At 69.0% G+C, this 17,023-nt stretch carries 18 protein-coding genes and 1 pseudogene; 17 read left to right on the top strand and 2 right to left on the bottom strand.

The genetic code is table 11. From position 1 onward, the window contains the following. Nucleotides 1-41 precede the first annotated feature (41 nt). Complete coding sequence (locus tag AC5677_RS08230) at nucleotides 42-629, top strand: hypothetical protein (RefSeq protein ID WP_497194351.1); 588 nt, start codon at nucleotides 42-44, stop codon at nucleotides 627-629. A gap of 93 nt (nucleotides 630-722) precedes the next feature. On the opposite strand, the gene AC5677_RS08225 is transcribed toward AC5677_RS08230, so the two are convergent. Further along, complete coding sequence (locus tag AC5677_RS08225) at nucleotides 723-1,019, bottom strand: ferredoxin (RefSeq protein WP_497194350.1); 297 nt, start codon at nucleotides 1,017-1,019, stop codon at nucleotides 723-725. 250 nt (nucleotides 1,020-1,269) lie between these two features. Between AC5677_RS08225 and arc the strand changes: the two genes are divergently transcribed. From arc to prcA, 6 genes and pseudogenes are all read left to right on the top strand, one after another. Next, nucleotides 1,270-3,036: a proteasome ATPase gene (gene arc / locus AC5677_RS08220; protein WP_403504356.1), complete on the top strand. Its 1,767-nt coding sequence runs from the start codon at nucleotides 1,270-1,272 to the stop codon at nucleotides 3,034-3,036. Between the two features lie 276 nt (nucleotides 3,037-3,312). Then, on the top strand, nucleotides 3,313-4,824 hold the full coding sequence (gene dop / locus AC5677_RS08215; protein ID WP_403504358.1) for a depupylase/deamidase Dop: 1,512 nt from the start codon (nucleotides 3,313-3,315) through the stop codon (nucleotides 4,822-4,824). Nucleotides 4,825-5,012: 188 nt separating this feature from the next. Then, nucleotides 5,013-5,231 carry a ubiquitin-like protein Pup gene (locus AC5677_RS08210; protein ID WP_363151457.1) on the top strand — a complete coding sequence of 73 codons (219 nt, stop codon included), beginning with the start codon at nucleotides 5,013-5,015 and terminating at the stop codon, nucleotides 5,229-5,231. A 232-nt stretch (nucleotides 5,232-5,463) separates the two neighbouring features. Beyond that, a pseudogene (locus AC5677_RS08205) lies at nucleotides 5,464-5,643 on the top strand (endonuclease VII domain-containing protein); the annotation flags it as partial. After that, nucleotides 5,595-6,440, top strand: a complete 846-nt coding sequence (gene prcB / locus AC5677_RS08200) for a proteasome subunit beta (RefSeq protein WP_497194349.1) — start codon at nucleotides 5,595-5,597, stop codon at nucleotides 6,438-6,440. The pseudogene AC5677_RS08205 and the gene prcB, both read left to right, overlap by 49 nt. Nucleotides 6,441-6,502: 62 nt before the next feature. Continuing rightward, entirely contained in the window at nucleotides 6,503-7,381 is an 879-nt protein-coding gene (gene prcA, locus AC5677_RS08195; RefSeq protein ID WP_497194348.1) for a proteasome subunit alpha, read from the top strand. 37 nt (nucleotides 7,382-7,418) lie between these two features. Here the strand turns inward: prcA and AC5677_RS08190 are convergent, their stop codons facing one another. Beyond that, a complete protein-coding gene (locus tag AC5677_RS08190) occupies nucleotides 7,419-8,546 on the bottom strand; it encodes a LacI family DNA-binding transcriptional regulator (protein WP_497194347.1) in 1,128 nt (375 codons plus the stop codon). Between the two features lie 121 nt (nucleotides 8,547-8,667). Between AC5677_RS08190 and AC5677_RS08185 the strand changes: the two genes are divergently transcribed. From AC5677_RS08185 to tatC, 10 genes are all read left to right on the top strand, one after another. Beyond that, a complete protein-coding gene (locus AC5677_RS08185) occupies nucleotides 8,668-9,927 on the top strand; it encodes an MFS transporter (protein WP_497194346.1) in 1,260 nt (419 codons plus the stop codon). 9 nt (nucleotides 9,928-9,936) lie between these two features. After that, nucleotides 9,937-11,298, top strand: a complete 1,362-nt coding sequence (gene pafA / locus AC5677_RS08180) for a Pup--protein ligase (RefSeq protein WP_497194345.1) — start codon at nucleotides 9,937-9,939, stop codon at nucleotides 11,296-11,298. Between the two features lie 339 nt (nucleotides 11,299-11,637). After that, nucleotides 11,638-12,441 carry an FKBP-type peptidyl-prolyl cis-trans isomerase gene (locus AC5677_RS08175; RefSeq protein WP_497194344.1) on the top strand — a complete coding sequence of 268 codons (804 nt, stop codon included), beginning with the start codon at nucleotides 11,638-11,640 and terminating at the stop codon, nucleotides 12,439-12,441. Between the two features lie 57 nt (nucleotides 12,442-12,498). Continuing rightward, complete coding sequence (locus AC5677_RS08170) at nucleotides 12,499-12,873, top strand: FKBP-type peptidyl-prolyl cis-trans isomerase (protein WP_497194343.1); 375 nt, start codon at nucleotides 12,499-12,501, stop codon at nucleotides 12,871-12,873. Between the two features lie 119 nt (nucleotides 12,874-12,992). Then, nucleotides 12,993-13,961 (top strand): helix-turn-helix transcriptional regulator, encoded by a 969-nt coding sequence (locus tag AC5677_RS08165; protein ID WP_497194342.1) that lies wholly within the window; start codon nucleotides 12,993-12,995, stop codon nucleotides 13,959-13,961. Nucleotides 13,962-13,977: 16 nt separating this feature from the next. Then, the gene (locus AC5677_RS08160) at nucleotides 13,978-14,928 is read left to right on the top strand and encodes a helix-turn-helix transcriptional regulator (protein ID WP_497194341.1); all 951 of its coding nucleotides are present in this window, start codon (nucleotides 13,978-13,980) and stop codon (nucleotides 14,926-14,928) included. 59 nt (nucleotides 14,929-14,987) lie between these two features. Further along, the gene (locus AC5677_RS08155; protein ID WP_497194340.1) at nucleotides 14,988-15,260 is read left to right on the top strand and encodes a hypothetical protein; all 273 of its coding nucleotides are present in this window, start codon (nucleotides 14,988-14,990) and stop codon (nucleotides 15,258-15,260) included. A gap of 16 nt (nucleotides 15,261-15,276) precedes the next feature. Beyond that, complete coding sequence (locus AC5677_RS08150; protein WP_497194339.1) at nucleotides 15,277-15,477, top strand: hypothetical protein; 201 nt, start codon at nucleotides 15,277-15,279, stop codon at nucleotides 15,475-15,477. Between the two features lie 217 nt (nucleotides 15,478-15,694). Continuing rightward, nucleotides 15,695-15,985, top strand: a complete 291-nt coding sequence (gene tatA / locus AC5677_RS08145) for a Sec-independent protein translocase subunit TatA (RefSeq protein ID WP_497194338.1) — start codon at nucleotides 15,695-15,697, stop codon at nucleotides 15,983-15,985. Between the two features lie 115 nt (nucleotides 15,986-16,100). Next, entirely contained in the window at nucleotides 16,101-17,006 is a 906-nt protein-coding gene (gene tatC, locus AC5677_RS08140) for a twin-arginine translocase subunit TatC (protein WP_497194337.1), read from the top strand. Nucleotides 17,007-17,023: the final 17 nt, after the last annotated feature.

The raw sequence follows: 17,023 nt of genomic DNA, 5'->3' as shown, positions 1-17,023 counted from the left end.
GGCACTCCCACCGCAACAGCTCTTCACAGGAGTCACCCCGCGTGCAGCCTTTGGCCGGCCAGGACCTTTTGCATACCCAGCCCCACCCCATGCACTGGCTCGCCACTGCCACCGCCGTCTCGGCGGTCGTCGCGGCCGCGTCGTTCATCCAGCCGCCGGACGCCACGGCCACCACCGCGCACGGCACCAAATCCGGCCGGCACATCACGGCCGCCGCCCCCGACCCGGCCAAGGTCACTTTTCCCGTCAACTGCGGACCCAACCGCCTCGACGTGGTGAAGCAGGCCTCCGGCGACCTCGACGGCGACGGCACCACCGAGACCGTCGCGGTGGTCCGCTGCCACAGCGAGACCGGCACCCCGCCCAGCGGCGTCTTCGTCCTCGCCCGGCCGACCGACCCCAAGGCCGCGCCACGCGTCGTGGCGACCCTGCTCGCGCCCTCCCAGAGGCTCACCGTCCAGGACTTCGCCCTGCAGCACGGCGAGATCTCCACGACGCTGCTGGGCTACTCCACGCTCGATGTCCCGCGCTGCTGCCCCGACGTCCACAAGAGCACCAAGTGGCAGTGGAGGGACGGGAAGTTCCTCCAGAGTGAACCCCCGGCCGGCGCGACCACCGAGGGTGTCTGATTCCTCACATGCTGTGCGCGTAAAGGGCGTGCCGTCTACGCTCCGCCTACGCCGTGTCTGTGAAGTGTCTACGCCGCGTTGCCGCGGCTCCGGTTAGTCCGCGTCCGGCCCGTAGACCTCGACCCGGTCCGCGACCCGACGCACATGAATGCAGTCGCCGGGGCACTCCTTGGCCGAGTCCCGGACGTCGTTGAGCAGCGTCAGCGGGACGGGCGTTGTGGCCCCCTTGTCCTGCAGCAGCTCGTCATCCGCGCTCTTGACATACGCCAGGCCGTCGATATCGAGCTCGAAGACCTCCGGGGCGTACTCCACGCAGATCCCGTCGCCCGTGCACAGGTCCTGGTCGATCCAGACTTCGAGCTCTGGAGAGGCTTCATCCTGCGCGGTCATCTCGCCCTGCCGTTCCTGCGTACGTGAATCGTTTTTGTCTAAGTGGCGCCAGCCCTGACGGGTGTTGACCGACTCGACGATACAACCGCTCGCTTTCCGATGTTGTTGGGTGGGTATTCCCTTGGCGTGAGGACGTGCGCAAGGGTGAAGATCGGACACACCCCGACAGTCTTTTCGATCTAGGGGTTTCAACCTGCACCGGCCCAGGTAGGGTCAGGAAGCGTCCAGCTCCTTGGAGGAGGTGAGGACCGTGGCAGCCCACGACGACGACATCAACCGCGGCATCCGGCCGGGGCGAGGGTCTGAAGATCCAGCCGGCCAGGTTGCCTATCTTGAGCAGGAGATCGCCGTCCTGCGACGCAAGCTCGCCGACTCTCCGCGGCACACGAGGATTCTCGAAGAGCGGATCGTCGAGCTGCAGACCAACCTGGCCGGCGTTTCCGCCCAGAACGAGCGACTCGCCAATACTCTCCGCGAGGCCCGCGACCAGATCGTCGCGCTCAAGGAGGAAGTCGACCGGCTCGCGCAGCCGCCGGCCGGCTTCGGTGTCTTCCTGCAGGCGAACGAGGACGGCACGGCCGACATTTTCACCGGAGGCAGAAAGCTCCGCGTCAATGTCAGCCCCAGCGTCGAGCTCGAGGACCTCCGGCGCGGCCAGGAGGTCATGCTCAACGAAGCGCTCAATGTGGTCGAGGCCATGGAGTTCGAGAGTGCCGGGGACATCGTCACCCTCAAGGAAATCCTTGAGGACGGCGAGCGCGCCCTGGTCATCGGGCACACCGACGAGGAACGGGTGGTGCGGCTCGCCGAGCCCCTGCTGGACATCACCATCCGCCCCGGCGACGCCCTGCTGCTCGAGCCCCGCTCCGGCTACGTCTACGAAGTCATCCCGAAGAGCGAGGTCGAGGAACTCGTCCTCGAAGAGGTCCCGGACATCGACTACACCAAGATCGGCGGTCTGGGCGGCCAGATCGAACTGATCCGGGACGCGGTCGAGCTTCCGTACCTCTACCCCGACCTCTTCAAGGAGCACGAACTCCGCCCGCCCAAGGGCGTCTTGCTCTACGGCCCGCCCGGCTGCGGCAAGACACTCATCGCCAAGGCGGTCGCCAACTCCCTTGCCAAAAAGGTCGCCGAGGTGACCGGTCAGCCCGCGGGGAAGAGCTTCTTCCTCAACATCAAGGGCCCCGAGCTGCTCAACAAATACGTCGGAGAGACGGAGCGGCACATTCGGCTGGTCTTCCAGCGCGCCAGGGAAAAGGCCAGCGAGGGCACCCCCGTCATCGTCTTCTTCGACGAGATGGACTCCCTCTTCCGCACCCGGGGATCCGGCGTCAGCTCGGACGTGGAGAACACCATCGTCCCGCAGCTGCTCTCCGAGATCGACGGCGTGGAGGGCCTCGAGAACGTCATCGTGATCGGTGCCTCGAACCGCGAGGACATGATCGACCCGGCGATCCTGCGCCCCGGCCGCCTCGATGTGAAAATCAAGATCGAGCGTCCGGACGCGGAGGCCGCCAAGGACATCTTCTCGAAGTACCTCACGGAAAATCTGCCGCTGCACGCCGATGATCTCTCCGAGCACGGCGATTCCCGTAAGGCCGCGGTCAGCGCGATGATCCAGTCGGTCGTCGAGCAGATGTATGCGGAATCCGAGGAGAATCGCTTCCTCGAGGTCACCTATGCCAATGGTGACAAGGAAGTCCTTTATTTCAAGGACTTCAACTCCGGAGCGATGATCGAAAACATCGTCGGACGTGCGAAGAAGATGGCCATCAAGGCCTTCCTCGAGCACAATCAAAAGGGCCTGCGGGTCTCCCATCTCCTCCAGGCATGCGTGGACGAGTTCAAGGAGAACGAGGACCTCCCCAACACCACCAACCCGGACGACTGGGCCCGGATCTCCGGCAAGAAGGGCGAGCGGATCGTCTACATCCGTACGCTGGTCACCGGAAAGCAGGGCGCCGACACCGGCCGTTCCATCGACACGGTGGCGAATACCGGCCAATACCTGTAACACCGCACTCCGGCTGCGGATGTCCTGCACGGGGCGTCCGCAGCCGGACGCTTTTCCGGGGCCGCAGGGCCGGCCCCCGTCAAGAGCGCGATGGACCAGGGAAAACCGGACTGGAGCAATGACTGTAATGATCTCCCCAGAGCCGCAAAGGCGTTCTAGGCTCGTCGGTACCGCCGCGTCACGCTGTGCGGGAGCGGGGAACGCACACGGACCGGAAGCGCAGCGGTACTTGAGCGCCGCCCCCATCCGGGGGCGCCGCCGGGCAAGGAGGGCCGCATGACCGTACGGCGAGTAATGGGGATCGAGACGGAGTACGGGATCTCCGTCCCCGGCCACCCGAATGCCAATGCCATGCTCACCTCGTCCCAGGTCGTCAACGCCTACGCGGCGGCGATGCACCAGGAACGACGTGCTCGCTGGGATTTCGAGGAGGAGAACCCGCTGCGGGACGCCCGCGGCTTCGACCTCGCCCGCGAGGCCGCCGACTCCAGTCAGCTCACCGACGAGGACATCGGCCTGGCCAATGTGATCCTCACGAACGGGGCCCGGCTCTACGTCGACCACGCACACCCCGAATACAGCGCTCCCGAGGTCACCAACCCGCGCGACGCCGTCCTGTGGGACAAGGCCGGCGAGCGGATCATGGCCGAGGCCGCCGCACGGGCCGCCCAGGTCCCCGGCGCCCAGCCCATCCACCTCTACAAGAACAACACCGACAACAAGGGCGCGTCCTACGGCACGCACGAGAACTACCTGATGAAGCGGGAGACCCCCTTCTCGGACATCGTGCGCCATCTGACCCCGTTCTTCGTCTCCCGCCAGGTGGTCACGGGCGCCGGCCGGGTCGGCATCGGCCAGGACGGCCACGAGCACGGCTTCCAGCTCAGCCAGCGCGCCGACTACTTCGAGGTGGAGGTCGGGCTGGAGACGACCCTCAAGCGGCCCATCATCAACACCCGCGACGAGCCGCACGCGGACGCGGAGAAATACCGCCGCCTGCACGTAATCATCGGCGACGCGAACCTCTCCGAGATCTCGACGTACCTCAAGCTCGGCACGACGTCCCTGGTCCTGTCCATGATCGAGGACGGGTTCATCGCCGTAGACCTGGCCGTCGACCAGCCCGTACGCACCCTCCATCACGTCTCCCACGACCCCACCCTGCAACACCTCATCACCCTCCGCAGCGGGCGCACGCTCACGGCCGTACAGCTCCAGATGGAGTACTTCGAGCTGGCCCGCAAATACGTCGAGGACCGCTACGGCGCGGATGCGGACGAGCAGACCAAGGACGTGCTGACCAGGTGGGAGGACGTACTGGGGCGGCTGGAGAACGACCCGATGAGCCTGTCGGGCGAGCTGGACTGGGTGGCCAAGCGCGAGCTGATGGAGGGCTACCGCCGGCGCGACGGCCTCGACTGGGACGCCGCACGGCTGCACCTCATCGACCTGCAGTACGCCGACGTACGCGCCGAAAAGGGCCTGTACAACCGTCTGGCGGCCCGCGGCAAGATGAAGCGCCTGCTGGACGACGCCGACGTCGAGCGGGCCCAGCAGAAGCCGCCGGAGGACACCAGGGCCTACTTCCGCGGCCGCTGCCTGGAGCAGTACGCCGACGACGTCGCGGCCGCGTCCTGGGACTCGGTCATCTTCGACCTCCCGGGCCGTGACTCGCTGCAACGGGTCCCCACGCTGGAGCCGCTGCGCGGCACCCGCAAGCACGTCAAGGAGCTCCTGGACCGCTGTCGCACGGCTGAGGAGCTGGTGAGGACGCTTTCCGGCCGCTGACGTGCGGCGGATTCGGGACAGATTCATGGCGATCGATGGCCGATGCGCGGCTGAAATGGCCGCGGTCCGGGAATGATCCTGGAGACTCCCGGACGTTGCACCAAGTGCAGGGCCGATGTCGGACCCTGCTTGTAGGGTCGGATCTTGAAGGTCACATCGAGCGGGGCGAACCGAGCGGGGTGAGGGATATGGCGACCAAGGACAGCGGCGGCGGGCAGCAGAAGGCCACGCGTTCCACCGAAGAGGTCGAGGAGCAGACGCAGGACGCGCAGGCTTCGGAAGACCTCAAGGAACGCCAGGAGAAATTGTCGGACGACGTGGATTCGGTGCTGGACGAAATCGACGATGTCCTCGAGGAAAATGCCGAGGACTTTGTTCGGTCATTTGTTCAGAAGGGCGGCGAGTAGTCCGGAGATGCCCGCATTGCATGGGGAGGGTATTCACTCGCGATGCAGGCGGACATTGTCGACGGACGCATTCGCCGGTCACCCCTCCCTGTGTGACGGGCCGCGGGCGGACTGCCGGGAGTGCTCTGCGGAGCGCTGCCGGCAGCGCCTGGCCGGTGGCGGCAGGGGAGCGGTCCCCGGCGCGCTTACGGTATGACCGGGTCCGGGTGCGCCGAGATGATCCTGGTCCCGGCATGTGGATCACGACCACCAGACGGGTAAGGTCCGAGGCGTACTGTGCTTCAGCTGCAACGCAGCCTTGGGCCAATTCAAGGATCGGCCGGACGTTTTGAGGCGGGCGGCCGAGTATCCGGAAGGAAACGTGTGGAAGCCAACACTCGTAGCACCGGGCGACTGCCAGCAGCCTTCCTGACGCCCGGATCGTCATCGTTCATGGACTTTCTCGGCGCGCACTCGCCCGATCTGCTGCCGGGCAACCGCCCGTTGCCGCCCGTGCAGGGGGCCATCGAGGCGCCGCACGGCACGACGATCGTGGCGGCGTCGTTCCCCGGCGGTGTGGTGCTCGCCGGTGACCGCCGGGCGACGATGGGCAACGTCATCGCGCAGCGCGACATCGAGAAGGTCTTCCCGGCCGACGAGTACTCCGCGGTCGGCATCGCCGGCACGGCCGGTCTCGCCGTGGAGATGGTCAAGCTGTTCCAGCTGGAGCTGGAGCACTTCGAAAAGGTGGAAGGCGCCCAACTCTCCCTGGAGGGCAAGGCGAACCGCCTTTCCACGATGATCCGCGGCAATCTCGGGATGGCCATGCAGGGTCTGGCGATCGTGCCGCTGTTCGCCGGCTGGGACGTGGACCGCCAGAAGGGCCGGATCTTCTCCTACGACGTCACCGGCGGCCGCTCCGAGGAGCACGGCTTCGCGTCGACGGGCTCGGGTTCCGTCTTCGCCCGCGGTGCTCTCAAGAAGCTCTACCGCGAGGACTTCACGGAGAACCAGGCCGCCACGGCCGTGGTCCAGGCGCTGTACGACGCGGCGGACGACGACTCGGCGACGGGCGGGCCGGATCTGGCCCGGCGGATCTATCCGATCGTCACGGTGATCACCGAGGACGGCTTCAAGAAGCTGACCGAGGCCGAGGTGTCGGAGATCGCCCGAGCCATTCATGAGCGCCGCCTCGACCAGCCCGACGGCCCGCGTGCCGCGCTGCTCTGACGGGACGGATGATCATGCATGCGCCAGTGAGAGAGTCATTGACAGAAAGGGACGGATAGCCGGTGTCGACGCCGTTCTATGTCTCACCCCAGCAGGCCATGGCCGATCGCGCCGAGTACGCCCGCAAGGGCATCGCGCGCGGGCGCAGTGTCGTGGTGCTGCAGTACACCGACGGCGTGGTTTTCGTCGCCGAGAATCCCTCCCGCGCCCTGCACAAGGTCAGCGAGATCTATGACCGCATCGCCTTCGCGGCGGTCGGCAAATACAACGAGTTCGAGAATCTGCGGATCGGCGGTGTGCGCTATGCCGATCTGCGGGGTTACACCTACGACCGCGAGGACGTGACCGCGCGCGGTCTGGCGAATGTCTATGCCCAGACGCTCGGCACGATCTTCTCCAGCGCCGCGGAGAAGCCGTACGAGGTCGAGCTGATCGTCGCGGAGGTCGGCAACGGCCCCGAGGACGACCAGATCTACCGGCTGCCGCACGACGGCTCGATCGTGGACGAGCACGGCTCGGTCGCGGTGGGCGGCAATGCCGACCAGATCAGCAGCTATCTCGACCAGCATCACCGTGAGGGCATGACGCTGGGCGAGGCGCTGAAGCTGGCGGTGGAGTCGCTGTCGCGGGACACGAGTGGCAGTGAGCGCACGCTGACCGCGGAGCAGCTCGAGGTCGCCACGCTGGACCGTACGCGGCCGCAGCAGCGCAAGTTCAAGCGGATCCTGGGGCGTCAGCTGTCCCGGCTGCTGGACGAGCACGGTGGCGTGGACGGCGGGAAGTCGCCGGAGGGTGACGAGGGCGCGGACGCGGCGGACGAGGCCACGGGTGCTTCCGATGCTGGGGCCAAGTCCGCCAAGCCCGCCAAGTCCCCCAAGGGCGAGGCCGGTTCGGATGCCTCGGAGGACGGCGGTGCCGAGGGGGCGTCGGCCGACTCGTAGGACCGGGCGTTCTTCCTTCGCGCGCCCCGGTGGGTCATCACCCGCCGGGGCGCGCGCTGTTGTGGGCGCCGGCGGACGGCGGGGCCGTGGAGCCGCGGGCGATCAGTTCCACCGGCAGGGTGGGGGGCGCGGGGCGGTCGCCGTCGAGCACGGCCATCAGGGCCCGCATGCCCGCCTCGCCGAATTCCTCGGCGGGCAGCCGCACGGTCGTCAGCTCCGGTTCGACGGCGACGGCGAGCGCCAGATCGTCGAAGCCGGTGACGGAGATGTCCTCGGGAATCCGCAGGCCCAGGCGGCGTACGGCCTTGCAGGCGCCGGCGGCGATGATGTCGTCGTCGCACAGGAGGGCCGTGGGGCGGGGGCCGGGCGCGGTCAGTGCGGCGTGTGCGGCGTGCAGGCCGGCATCGACGGAGAGGGCGGTCGGCTGCCGGCGCAGCAGCGTACCGGGGACGCCGGCGAGCGCGTCGGTGACGGCGCGGGCGCGCAGCGCGAAGGTCCAGGAGTCCACGTCGGCCGCGAGGTGGGTGATGCGGCGGTGGCCCAGACCGGTCAGATGGGCCGCCAGCCGGCGTGCGCCGTCGGCGATGTCGAGGTTGACGGTGGTGGTGACGCGGTCGTCCTCGGGGTCGCTGTCGAGCATGACCAGGGGCAGGCCGGTATCCCGGAGCACGGTCAGGGCGTCGACGGCCATGGAGGAGGCGATCACGCCGTCCAGGGAGGCCGCGGCGGAGTCGAAGGGGTCGCGGGCCGGGCCGATGCCCTCCGGGGAGGGGTAGAGGACCACGCCGAAGCCGTGGTCGGCGGCGGCGCGGGCGGCGCCGGTGTAGACCCGGGCGAAGAATTCGGTGGTGAGGGCGGGGACGACGAGAAGCACGGTGCGGGTGCGGCCCATGCGCAGGCTGCGGGCGGCGAGGTTCGGGCGGTAGCCGAGCTCGCGGGCGGCGGCGCGGACCGCCTCGGCCTTGGCGGGGGAGACCCGGCCGCGCCATTTGTCCCCGAGGACGAGGGAGACGGCGGCCTGCGAGACCCCGGCGGCCCGTGCGACGTCCCGGCTGGTGACGCGGGCCGCGGCGGCCGGGCCGGGGGTGTCTCCCGGGGGCACGTCCCGGACCGCGTCCGCGGGGGGCTTCGGCGGGCCGCCGGGGTTCGTCTCGTGGCTGGTCACCTGGTGTGTCACTCCTTGCGTGCGGCCGCTGCGGGGTGGACCGCGGGGTGCCGCCATGATACGTATAACGGCGAAGGTTATACGTAACATGTCTGGCTGGCCCGGACGGAGAGGGGCGGGGATGGCCGCGGGATATGCGGAGCTGCTCAGAACCCGGCACGCGGCGCGGCTGCTGGCGGGGACCCTGGTCGGCAGGCTGCCGAACGCCACCGCGGCGCTGGCCGTGGTCCTGTTCGTCCGCGCCGAGGGCGGCAGCTACGCCCTCGCCGGTGTGCTCTCCGCGGTCTACGGCGTCTGCAACGCGATCGGCCAGCCGCTGCTCGGCCGGGCCGTGGACCTCTACGGCCAGCCGAGGGTGATGCTGCCCGCCTCGGTGCTCTCCGCCCTCGGGATGGCGCTGCTGGCCGCCGTGGGACTGGATCCTTTGTGGGTCGCGTATGCCGCCATGGTGATCGCCGGATTCTTCACCCCGCCGCTGGAGGGCGGTCTGCGGGCGCTGTGGCCCGGCGTCCTGAAGCGCCCGGACCGGGTGCACGCCGCGTATGCCCTGGACGCGGTCGCGCAGGAAGTCATGTTCGCGGTGGGGCCGTTGCTGGTGACGCTGTGCGTGTCGGCCTGGTCGGCGGGGGGCGCGCTGCTGGTCATCAACGCGATCGGGGTGCTCGGTGCGCTCTCCGTCGTCGTCTCCGAGCCGTCCCGGGAGTGGCGGAGCGGGCCGCGGGAGGCGCACTGGCTGGGCGCGCTGCGCTCGCCCGGTCTGCTGGTGCTGATCGGGGCGTTCTTCTTCGTGGGGCTGGCGCTGGGTTCGATCGCGGTCGCGGCGGTCGCCTACGCCGATGAGCACGGCGGGGGGATGGTCTCCAGCTATCTGCTCTCCGCGCTCGGGGTCGGCGCGCTGGCCGGCGGTGTCGTCTACGGCGCCCGCGAGTGGCCGGGGCGGCCGGAGAGCCGGCTGCGGCTGCTCATCGGCCTGCTGGCGCTGGGGTATCTGCCGCTGGCGCTGGCCCCTGGTGTGGCCGGGATGACGGCGCTGACCGGGGTCGCCGGGGTGTTTCTGGCGCCCGCGCTGGCCTGCGCGTTCGTAGTGGTGGACCGGCATGCGCCCAAGGGCACGGTGACGGAGGCCTTTTCGTGGCTGGTGACGACGTTCGGCGTCGGGTCCGCGGTGGGCGCCTCGGTGGTGGGCCCGGCGGTGGAGGGCGGCGGTTCGGCGGCGGGATTCGCGGTCGCGGGTGCCGGAGGGATCGCCGCGCTGCTCGTCCTTTTGTCGACGAAGCGATTTCTCGGGGAGCCGGTGCAGCGTACGGCGGGTGCGGACCCGGCGGAAAATGATCGGAACGGGGCCGTCGAACCCGGTTTCAGAGCAGGCCGTCAGGCGTAATGTTCAGTCATGGACCGCCGCATTTTCGGGCTGGAGAACGAGTACGGCGTCACATGCACGTTCCGGGGACAGCGCCGACTGTCGCCTGACGAAGTGGCGCGGTACCTCTTCCGCCGTGTTGTGTCATGGGGCCGCAGCAGCAATGTCTTCCTGCGGAACGGCGCCCGCCTGTACTTGGACGTGGGATCGCATCCGGAATACGCAACACCCGAGTGCGACAACGTGACCGAGCTGGTCACCCACGACAAGGCCGGTGAGCGCATTCTCGAAGGCCTGCTCGTCGATGCCGAACGCCGTCTGCACGAGGAGGGAATCGCGGGCGACGTCTATCTCTTCAAGAACAACACCGATTCGGCGGGAAACTCCTACGGCTGCCACGAGAACTATCTCGTCGCCCGGCACGGTGAGTTCTCCCGGCTCGCGGACATCCTCATTCCGTTCCTCGTCACCCGTCAGCTGCTCTGCGGCGCCGGCAAGGTGCTGCAGACCCCGCGCGGCGCCGTCTACTGCGTCAGCCAGCGCGCGGAGCACATCTGGGAGGGCGTCTCCTCGGCGACGACCCGCTCCCGGCCGATCATCAACACCCGCGACGAACCGCACGCCGACGCCGAGCGCTACCGCCGGCTGCACGTCATCGTCGGCGACTCCAACATGTCCGAGACGACCATGCTGCTCAAGGTCGGCGCCACCGATCTCGTGCTGCGCATGATCGAGGCGGGCACGGTCATGCGCGATCTGACGCTGGAGAACCCGATCCGCGCCATCCGCGAGGTCAGCCACGACATCACCGGTCAGCGCAAGGTGCGGCTGGCCAGCGGGCGGGAGGCCTCGGCGCTCGAGGTGCAGCAGGAGTACTACGAAAAGGCCGTCGACTTCTGTGAGCGCCGCGGAATCCGCACGGGAACGGTCGAGCAGGTTCTGGAGCTGTGGGGCCGCACCCTCGAGGCAATCCGGGACCAGGAGCTGGGCCGTATTGCGACCGAGATCGACTGGGTGATGAAACATCAGCTCATCGAGCGGTACCGCACAAAGAACAACATCACCATGTCCCACCCCAGGGTGGCGCAGATAGACCTCGCGTATCACGACATCCACCGCCGCCGGGGGCTTTACTACCTCCTGGAACGGAAGGGACAAGCGGCGCGGATCTGCAACGACTTGAAGATCTTCGAGGGCAAGTCGGTGCCACCGCAGACCACCCGCGCCCGGCTGCGTGGCGATTTCATCCGGCGGGCCCAGGAACAGCGCCGGGATTTCACCGTCGACTGGGTGCATCTCAAACTCAATGACCAGGCGCAGCGCACGGTCCTGTGCAAGGACCCGTTCCGTTCGGTGGACGACAGAGTGGAGAAGCTGATCGCCGGCATGTGACCGGATTCCGGGGCGTAAGAAGCTGCCGGTATCGGGCCGGATTCCCTGCGTGACCGACGGCAGGGAATCCGGCCCGTTCGCATGTGGCGTCCAAGGCGTGTGATGCCGGTGAGGGCGCCGGACGAATGGGACAGTGGCGGGGGCCGCATGACGTGGCCCCCGCCATTGTTGCGTGGCGTGGCTAGAGTGGCACCGTCCATTTACATTGATCGCAGCCCGTTTTGAGGGATATACGTGCGCCGACGCCGAATCGCAGCCCTGATCGCCGTGCCCCTGCTTCTTGTTTCCGCAGCGGCCTGCGGCGATGACGACTCATCCAAGGCCGGCTCAGCGCCGACGGTGAGCGGGCAGGCGGATGCCAAGCCCAAGGTCGACAAGGGTGAAGGCGACCCGCCCAAGAAGCTCGAGGTCAAGGTCCTCAAAAAGGGCAACGGGCCGGTGGTGAAGAAGGGCGACGCCCTCAACGCCAACTACCTGGGCCAGACGTGGGAGGGCAAGGCCTTCGACAACAGCTGGGACCGCGGCGCGCCCGCCACCTTCGAGATCGGCAGCGGCAAGGTCATCAAGGGCTGGGACGAGGGCCTGGTGGGCCAGAAGCTCGGCAGCCGCGTCGAGCTGGTCATCCCGCCGGACAAGGGCTACGGCGCACAGGCGCAGCAGAACATCCCGGCCAACTCCACGCTGGTCTTCGTCGTCGATCTCAAGAAGATCATGCCGAACAAGATCGAGGGCAAGCCGGTCGCGCAGGACAACGCCGACCTCCCCAAGGTCGGGACCGAGATCGCCGACAAGGCTCCGAAGATCACCCTGCCCAAGGGCAAGGACGCGCCGAAGAGCATCACCAGCGCGACGATCGTCGAGGGCAAGGGCGCGACGATCGGCGAGAAGAGCACCGTGCGCGCCAACTACACGGTGGTCACCTGGAAGGACGGCAAGGTGCTCGGCGACACCTGGGCGCCGGGGCAGCCCGGAGCGCAGGACGTCCCGGTCGCGCAGCTGCCGGGCTGGAAGGAAGGCCTCAAGGGCAAGAAGGCCGGCAGCCGGGTGCTGATCGTGGTGCCCAAGGACAAGCTGACCCCTGAGCAGCAGAAGGCCATCGGCTCCGATCTTGTGTTCTCCGTGGACGTCCTCAGTGTCAGCTGACGCCGATCTGCGAGACTGGCGCCGTAATCGTGAAGATTCGCACGTAGGAGCACATCAGTGAACATCGACAAGCCCGAGATCGACTTCCCCGACGGCCCGGCTCCGACCGACCTGGAGATCGTCGACCTGTGGGAGGGCGACGGGGCGGTCGCCAAGGCCGGGGACTTCGTCAAGGTCCACTACGTCGGCGTCGCGTTCAGCACCGGCGAGGAGTTCGACGCGAGCTGGAACCGCGGCAACCCGCTGGAGTTCCAGCTGGGCGCCGGCCAGGTCATCGCCGGCTGGGACAAGGGCGTGCAGGGCATGAAGGTCGGCGGCCGTCGCAAGCTGACCATCCCCGCGCACCTCGCCTACGGTGACCGCGGCGCCGGCGGCGGCCGGATCGCCCCGGGCGAGACGCTGATCTTCGTCTGCGACCTGGTCTCCGTCTGAGACGTCCGCGTTCGACGCACCCGTAGGGCCCCTGCCGCGACGGCAGGGGCCCTCGGCTTTGCCCGGAGCACCCCGAGGGGTACGGTCAGCGATCGGGAGTTCCACGAGAAAGGGCGTCGATGGCCATTGCCAAGGCCGAGCGGCTGATGAATCTGGCGCTGTGCCTGCTGGGGACGCGACGCCCGCTGACCAAGCGTGAGCTCAGGTCGTCCATCGAGGCCTATATCGAGGCCAACAGCGACGACTCGTTCAACCGCATGTTCGAGCGCGACAAGGACGATCTGCGGGAGCTCGGCCTGGTCATCGCGACCGTGGACGCCCTCGACGGCGAGGTCGGCTATCTCGCCCGCCGCGACAGCAACCGCCTCCCCCCGATCACCCTGGACGCCGAGGAGGCCGCGGCCCTCGGGCTCGCCGCCAAGATCTGGCAGCAGGCCCGGCTCGCCGGCGCCGCCAGCGGCGCGCTGCAGAAGCTGCGGGCGGCCGGTATGCCGCTGGCCGGGGACGGCGAGGAGTACGACGACCGGCAGCCGCACAGCGCCCTCGAACCCCGCATCCCGGCCCATGAAGCCGCCTTCGAACCGCTGATGCTGGCCTGCCGCGACCGCCGCCCGGTCGTCTTCGACTACCGCAAGGCCAACGCCGCCCGCCCCGAGCAGCGGCAGGTCGAACCGTGGATCCTGGAGTGCTGGCGCGGCCACTGGTACGTCGCCGGATGGGACCGGGGCCGGCAGGCCGAGCGGGTCTTCCGGCTCTCCCGGATCACCGGCAAGGTCCGCTCCCGGCAAGGGGCGTTCACCGCGCCGGTGCCCGATCACGTCACCGTACGGGAGACCGTCGAGAGCTGGGCCGGGGAGACCGCCACCGGCACCGCCCGCATCAAGCTCCGCGCCGACCACGGCTATCCGCTGCGGTCCCGCGCGCTCGCCGTCCGGGACCTGGGCGACGGCTGGGACGAGCTGGAGATCCCCAACGGGCACGGACTCGACGCCTGGCTGGTGGAGTTCGGGCCCGATGTGGTGGTGCTGGAGCCGGCCGAACTGCGGGCCGATGTCATCGACCGGCTGCGCGCCGTGGCCAAGGGCTGAGAGGGATACGTAACCCATGGCGACGAACGCCATCGACCAGACCCGCAGGATGCTGTCCCTGGTGACCTATCTGCGCGAGCGCCCCGGCGCCCGCGTCGGCGATGTCGCCCGCGCCTTCGGCATCTCCGAGGACGAGCTGATCGCCGACCTCGACGTGCTGCCGATGTGCGGGACGAGTTTCCGCGGCGGCGACCTCCTGGACATCGACACCGACGGCGACCGCATCTGGTGGCACAACCCCGACGACGTGGCCGAGCCGCTGCGCCTGGCCGCCGACGAGGCGACCGCACTGCTGGTCGCGGCCCGCGCGGTGGCCACCCTGCCCGGTCTGCGCGAGGGCGACCGGCAGGCGCTGCTGCGCGCCACCGCCAAGCTGGAGGCGGCGGCCGGCGAGGCGGCCGGCGCCAGCTCCCGGCTGTCGGTGACCTTCGAGTCCGAGGGCGGGGTGTTCGCCGATGTGGACCGCGCCATCGCCGAGCGCCGCCGGCTGTGGCTGCGCTACTACTCCCCGGCCCGCGACGAGCTGACCGAGCGCGAGGTCGACCCGATCCGGCTCTTCGCCGTCGGCCACACCTATGTGGAGGCCTGGTGCCGGCTCTCCGAGGCGCGCCGGACCTTCCGCCTCGACCGGGTCGCCGAGATCAAGCTGCTGGACGCGCCCGCCGACCCGCCGCCCATCGAGCTCCGCGATCTGTCCGAGGGACTCGTCCAGCCCGCGGCCGAGGACCCCGAGGTGTGCATCGAGGTCGGGCCCGGCGGCCGCTGGGTCGCCGAGTACTACCCGCACGACAGCGCCGAGGAGCTGCCCGACGGCGGGCTGCGCATCACCCTGCGGACCCCCGACCCGGCGTCGCTGCGGCGCCTCGCGCTGCGACTGGGCCGGGACGGCCGGATCGTGGCGCCGCAGGCGCTCGCCGACAGCGCGCGACGGGCGGCGGCAGCGGCCCTCGCGGCGTACGGCGAGTGAGCGCGGCGCGCCGGTCACCGTAAGGCCCAGGGAAGTCCGCAAGGAGGAGGCAGCGAAGGATGACGAGAACGATGGCGACCACGATGGCGACGACCACTATGGGGACCACGACCGCTCCGGTGCTCTTCAAGGCGGCCTGCCCGGACTGCCGGGGCCGCTTCGAACTGGCCTCGGACGCCTTCCGGCTGGCCATCGGCGCCAGCCGTCGCACCACCTTCTACTCCTTCACCTGTCCCGACTGCGGCCGCGCGGTGCGCCGGCCGGCCGGGGAGCGGATCGTCGAGCTGCTCACCGGCGGCGGGGTGCGCACCCTGCGGCTGCACATCGGCTGACCGATAGGCTCGCCCCATGCTCTGGCCCATGATCGCTGTCGCCCTCGGGTTCCTCGGGATCGCCGTGCTCGGCGTCCTCGCCGTCCGCGTCTTCGTCGAGGTACGGCGGCTGGCCCGGCAGGTCGGCGCGGCGTCGGCGCGGATCCAGCGGGCCGCCGAGGACCTCGAGCGGGCGGCCACCCCGCTGGCCGCATCCCTGAACCTGACGAAGAAGTGACGTCCGGCGGGCGGCCCTGACCAGCCTTTCCCCATGGGCGGTACGCTGTGGCCCAGGGCCGATGGTCGAGGCGCGGCCCGCAACCGGGAGTGCGCACAGGGGTTGCCCCCTATTCACCCGTGAGCGCTACGATCGCTGCAAGTTGGGCGGGCGGACGGAGGTCCGGCCACGTCAGCTAGTTCCATCCCCAGCCGCCTCGGTGAGAAGGTAAAAACTTATGTTCGGTGGCAAGATCGGCACAATGGAGCTCGTCCTCATCGTTGTCGTCCTGCTTCTTCTGTTCGGCGCGAAGAAGCTTCCCGACATGGCCCGCTCACTGGGCAAGTCCGCCCGCATCCTCAAGAGCGAGGCGAAGGCGATGAAGTCCGAGGCCTCCCAGAAGCAGGAGGCACCCGCCGACCCGCCGAAGGACGAGCCGCAGGCCGAGTACAAGACCATCAAGGCCGCTCCGGGCGATGTGACCAGCGCGCGGCCGGTCAATGATCCCGAGCACACCGCGCAGCGCTGACCGAGGGCTTGACCGTGGCGGCGGCCGCCCCGCCGCCGGTGGCATGAGATGAGGACAAGGGTTGCGGAAGTCTGCCCCTGAAAAGCGAGCGAAGGAGAAGGACCCCGAGGGGCGTATGCCCCTCGTGGAGCATCTGCGTGAGCTGCGCAACCGGCTGGCCAAGGGCGTCCTGGCCATCGTCGTGGCGACGGTGGTGGCGGCGTTCTTCTACGAAGCGATCATCAACTTCTTCACCAAGCCGGTGCTGCAGTCGGTCGGCTGCCACGCGCTGTTCACCGAGGTCGCCAAGCTGGACAAGGGCCAGCAGTGCGCCAACATCGTGATGCTGGACCTGCTCGGACCGTTCACGCTGGCCCTGAAGGTGTCCCTGATGGCCGGCGTGGTGCTGTCCTCCCCGGTCTGGCTCTACCAGCTGTGGGCCTTCCTCGCGCCCGGTCTGCACCGGCACGAGAAGAAGTACACGCTGAGCTTCGTCGCCGCCGGATTCCCGCTGTTCGCGGCCGGCGCCTACTTCGCGTACTGGACGCTGCCGACCACGGCCAAGGTGCTGACCAGCTTCACGCCCGCGGGCGTGGGCAACCTCCTCCAGCTCGACAAACTGCTCGATCTGATCACCCGCATGGTGCTGGTCTTCGGGCTGTCCTTCGAGCTGCCGCTGCTGCTGGTGATGCTCAACTTCGCCGGGATCATCACCGGCCGGCGGATGCTGGGCTGGTGGCGCGCGATGGTCATGGGGATCACGGTCTTCTCCGCCATCGCCACGCCCAGTACGGACCCGCTGACCATGATCGCGCTGGCCGCGCCCATCGCGGTGCTCTACTTCGTGGCGGTCGGCGTCGCACTGTCCAACGACGCCCGGCGCCGGCGCCGGCAGGAGGCCGGGCCCGCCGACGACGAGGCGTCCGAGCTGGATCTGACGCCCGAGGACATCGGCGAGCTGGAGCCGGTGGCGGGGCCCGCCGCGCTGACCGACGGCAATGACTCCGGGCGCGGCCGCAGCGGCTACGACGACGTCACCTGAGGCCACGCCGGACGCCT

This window comes from Streptomyces sp. JLSY215, from assembly GCF_059682825.1.
This window is presented reverse-complemented; position numbering and strand designations above follow the sequence as displayed.

Excerpts from the sequence above, each read along its gene's own strand:
- AC5677_RS08225 (WP_497194350.1), bottom strand. The coding sequence starts at position 1,019 with ATGACCGCGCAGGATGAAGCCTCTCCAGAGCTCGAAGTCTGGATCGAC.
- dop (WP_403504358.1), top strand. The coding sequence starts at position 3,313 with ATGACCGTACGGCGAGTAATGGGGATCGAGACGGAGTACGGGATCTCC.
- AC5677_RS08210 (WP_363151457.1), top strand. The coding sequence starts at position 5,013 with ATGGCGACCAAGGACAGCGGCGGCGGGCAGCAGAAGGCCACGCGTTCC.
- AC5677_RS08185 (WP_497194346.1), top strand. The coding sequence starts at position 8,668 with ATGGCCGCGGGATATGCGGAGCTGCTCAGAACCCGGCACGCGGCGCGG.
- pafA (WP_497194345.1), top strand. The coding sequence starts at position 9,937 with ATGGACCGCCGCATTTTCGGGCTGGAGAACGAGTACGGCGTCACATGC.
- AC5677_RS08165 (WP_497194342.1), top strand. The coding sequence starts at position 12,993 with ATGGCCATTGCCAAGGCCGAGCGGCTGATGAATCTGGCGCTGTGCCTG.
- AC5677_RS08160 (WP_497194341.1), top strand. The coding sequence starts at position 13,978 with ATGGCGACGAACGCCATCGACCAGACCCGCAGGATGCTGTCCCTGGTG.
- AC5677_RS08155 (WP_497194340.1), top strand. The coding sequence starts at position 14,988 with ATGACGAGAACGATGGCGACCACGATGGCGACGACCACTATGGGGACC.
- AC5677_RS08150 (WP_497194339.1), top strand. The coding sequence starts at position 15,277 with ATGCTCTGGCCCATGATCGCTGTCGCCCTCGGGTTCCTCGGGATCGCC.
- tatA (WP_497194338.1), top strand. The coding sequence starts at position 15,695 with ATGTTCGGTGGCAAGATCGGCACAATGGAGCTCGTCCTCATCGTTGTC.
- tatC (WP_497194337.1), top strand. The coding sequence starts at position 16,101 with ATGCCCCTCGTGGAGCATCTGCGTGAGCTGCGCAACCGGCTGGCCAAG.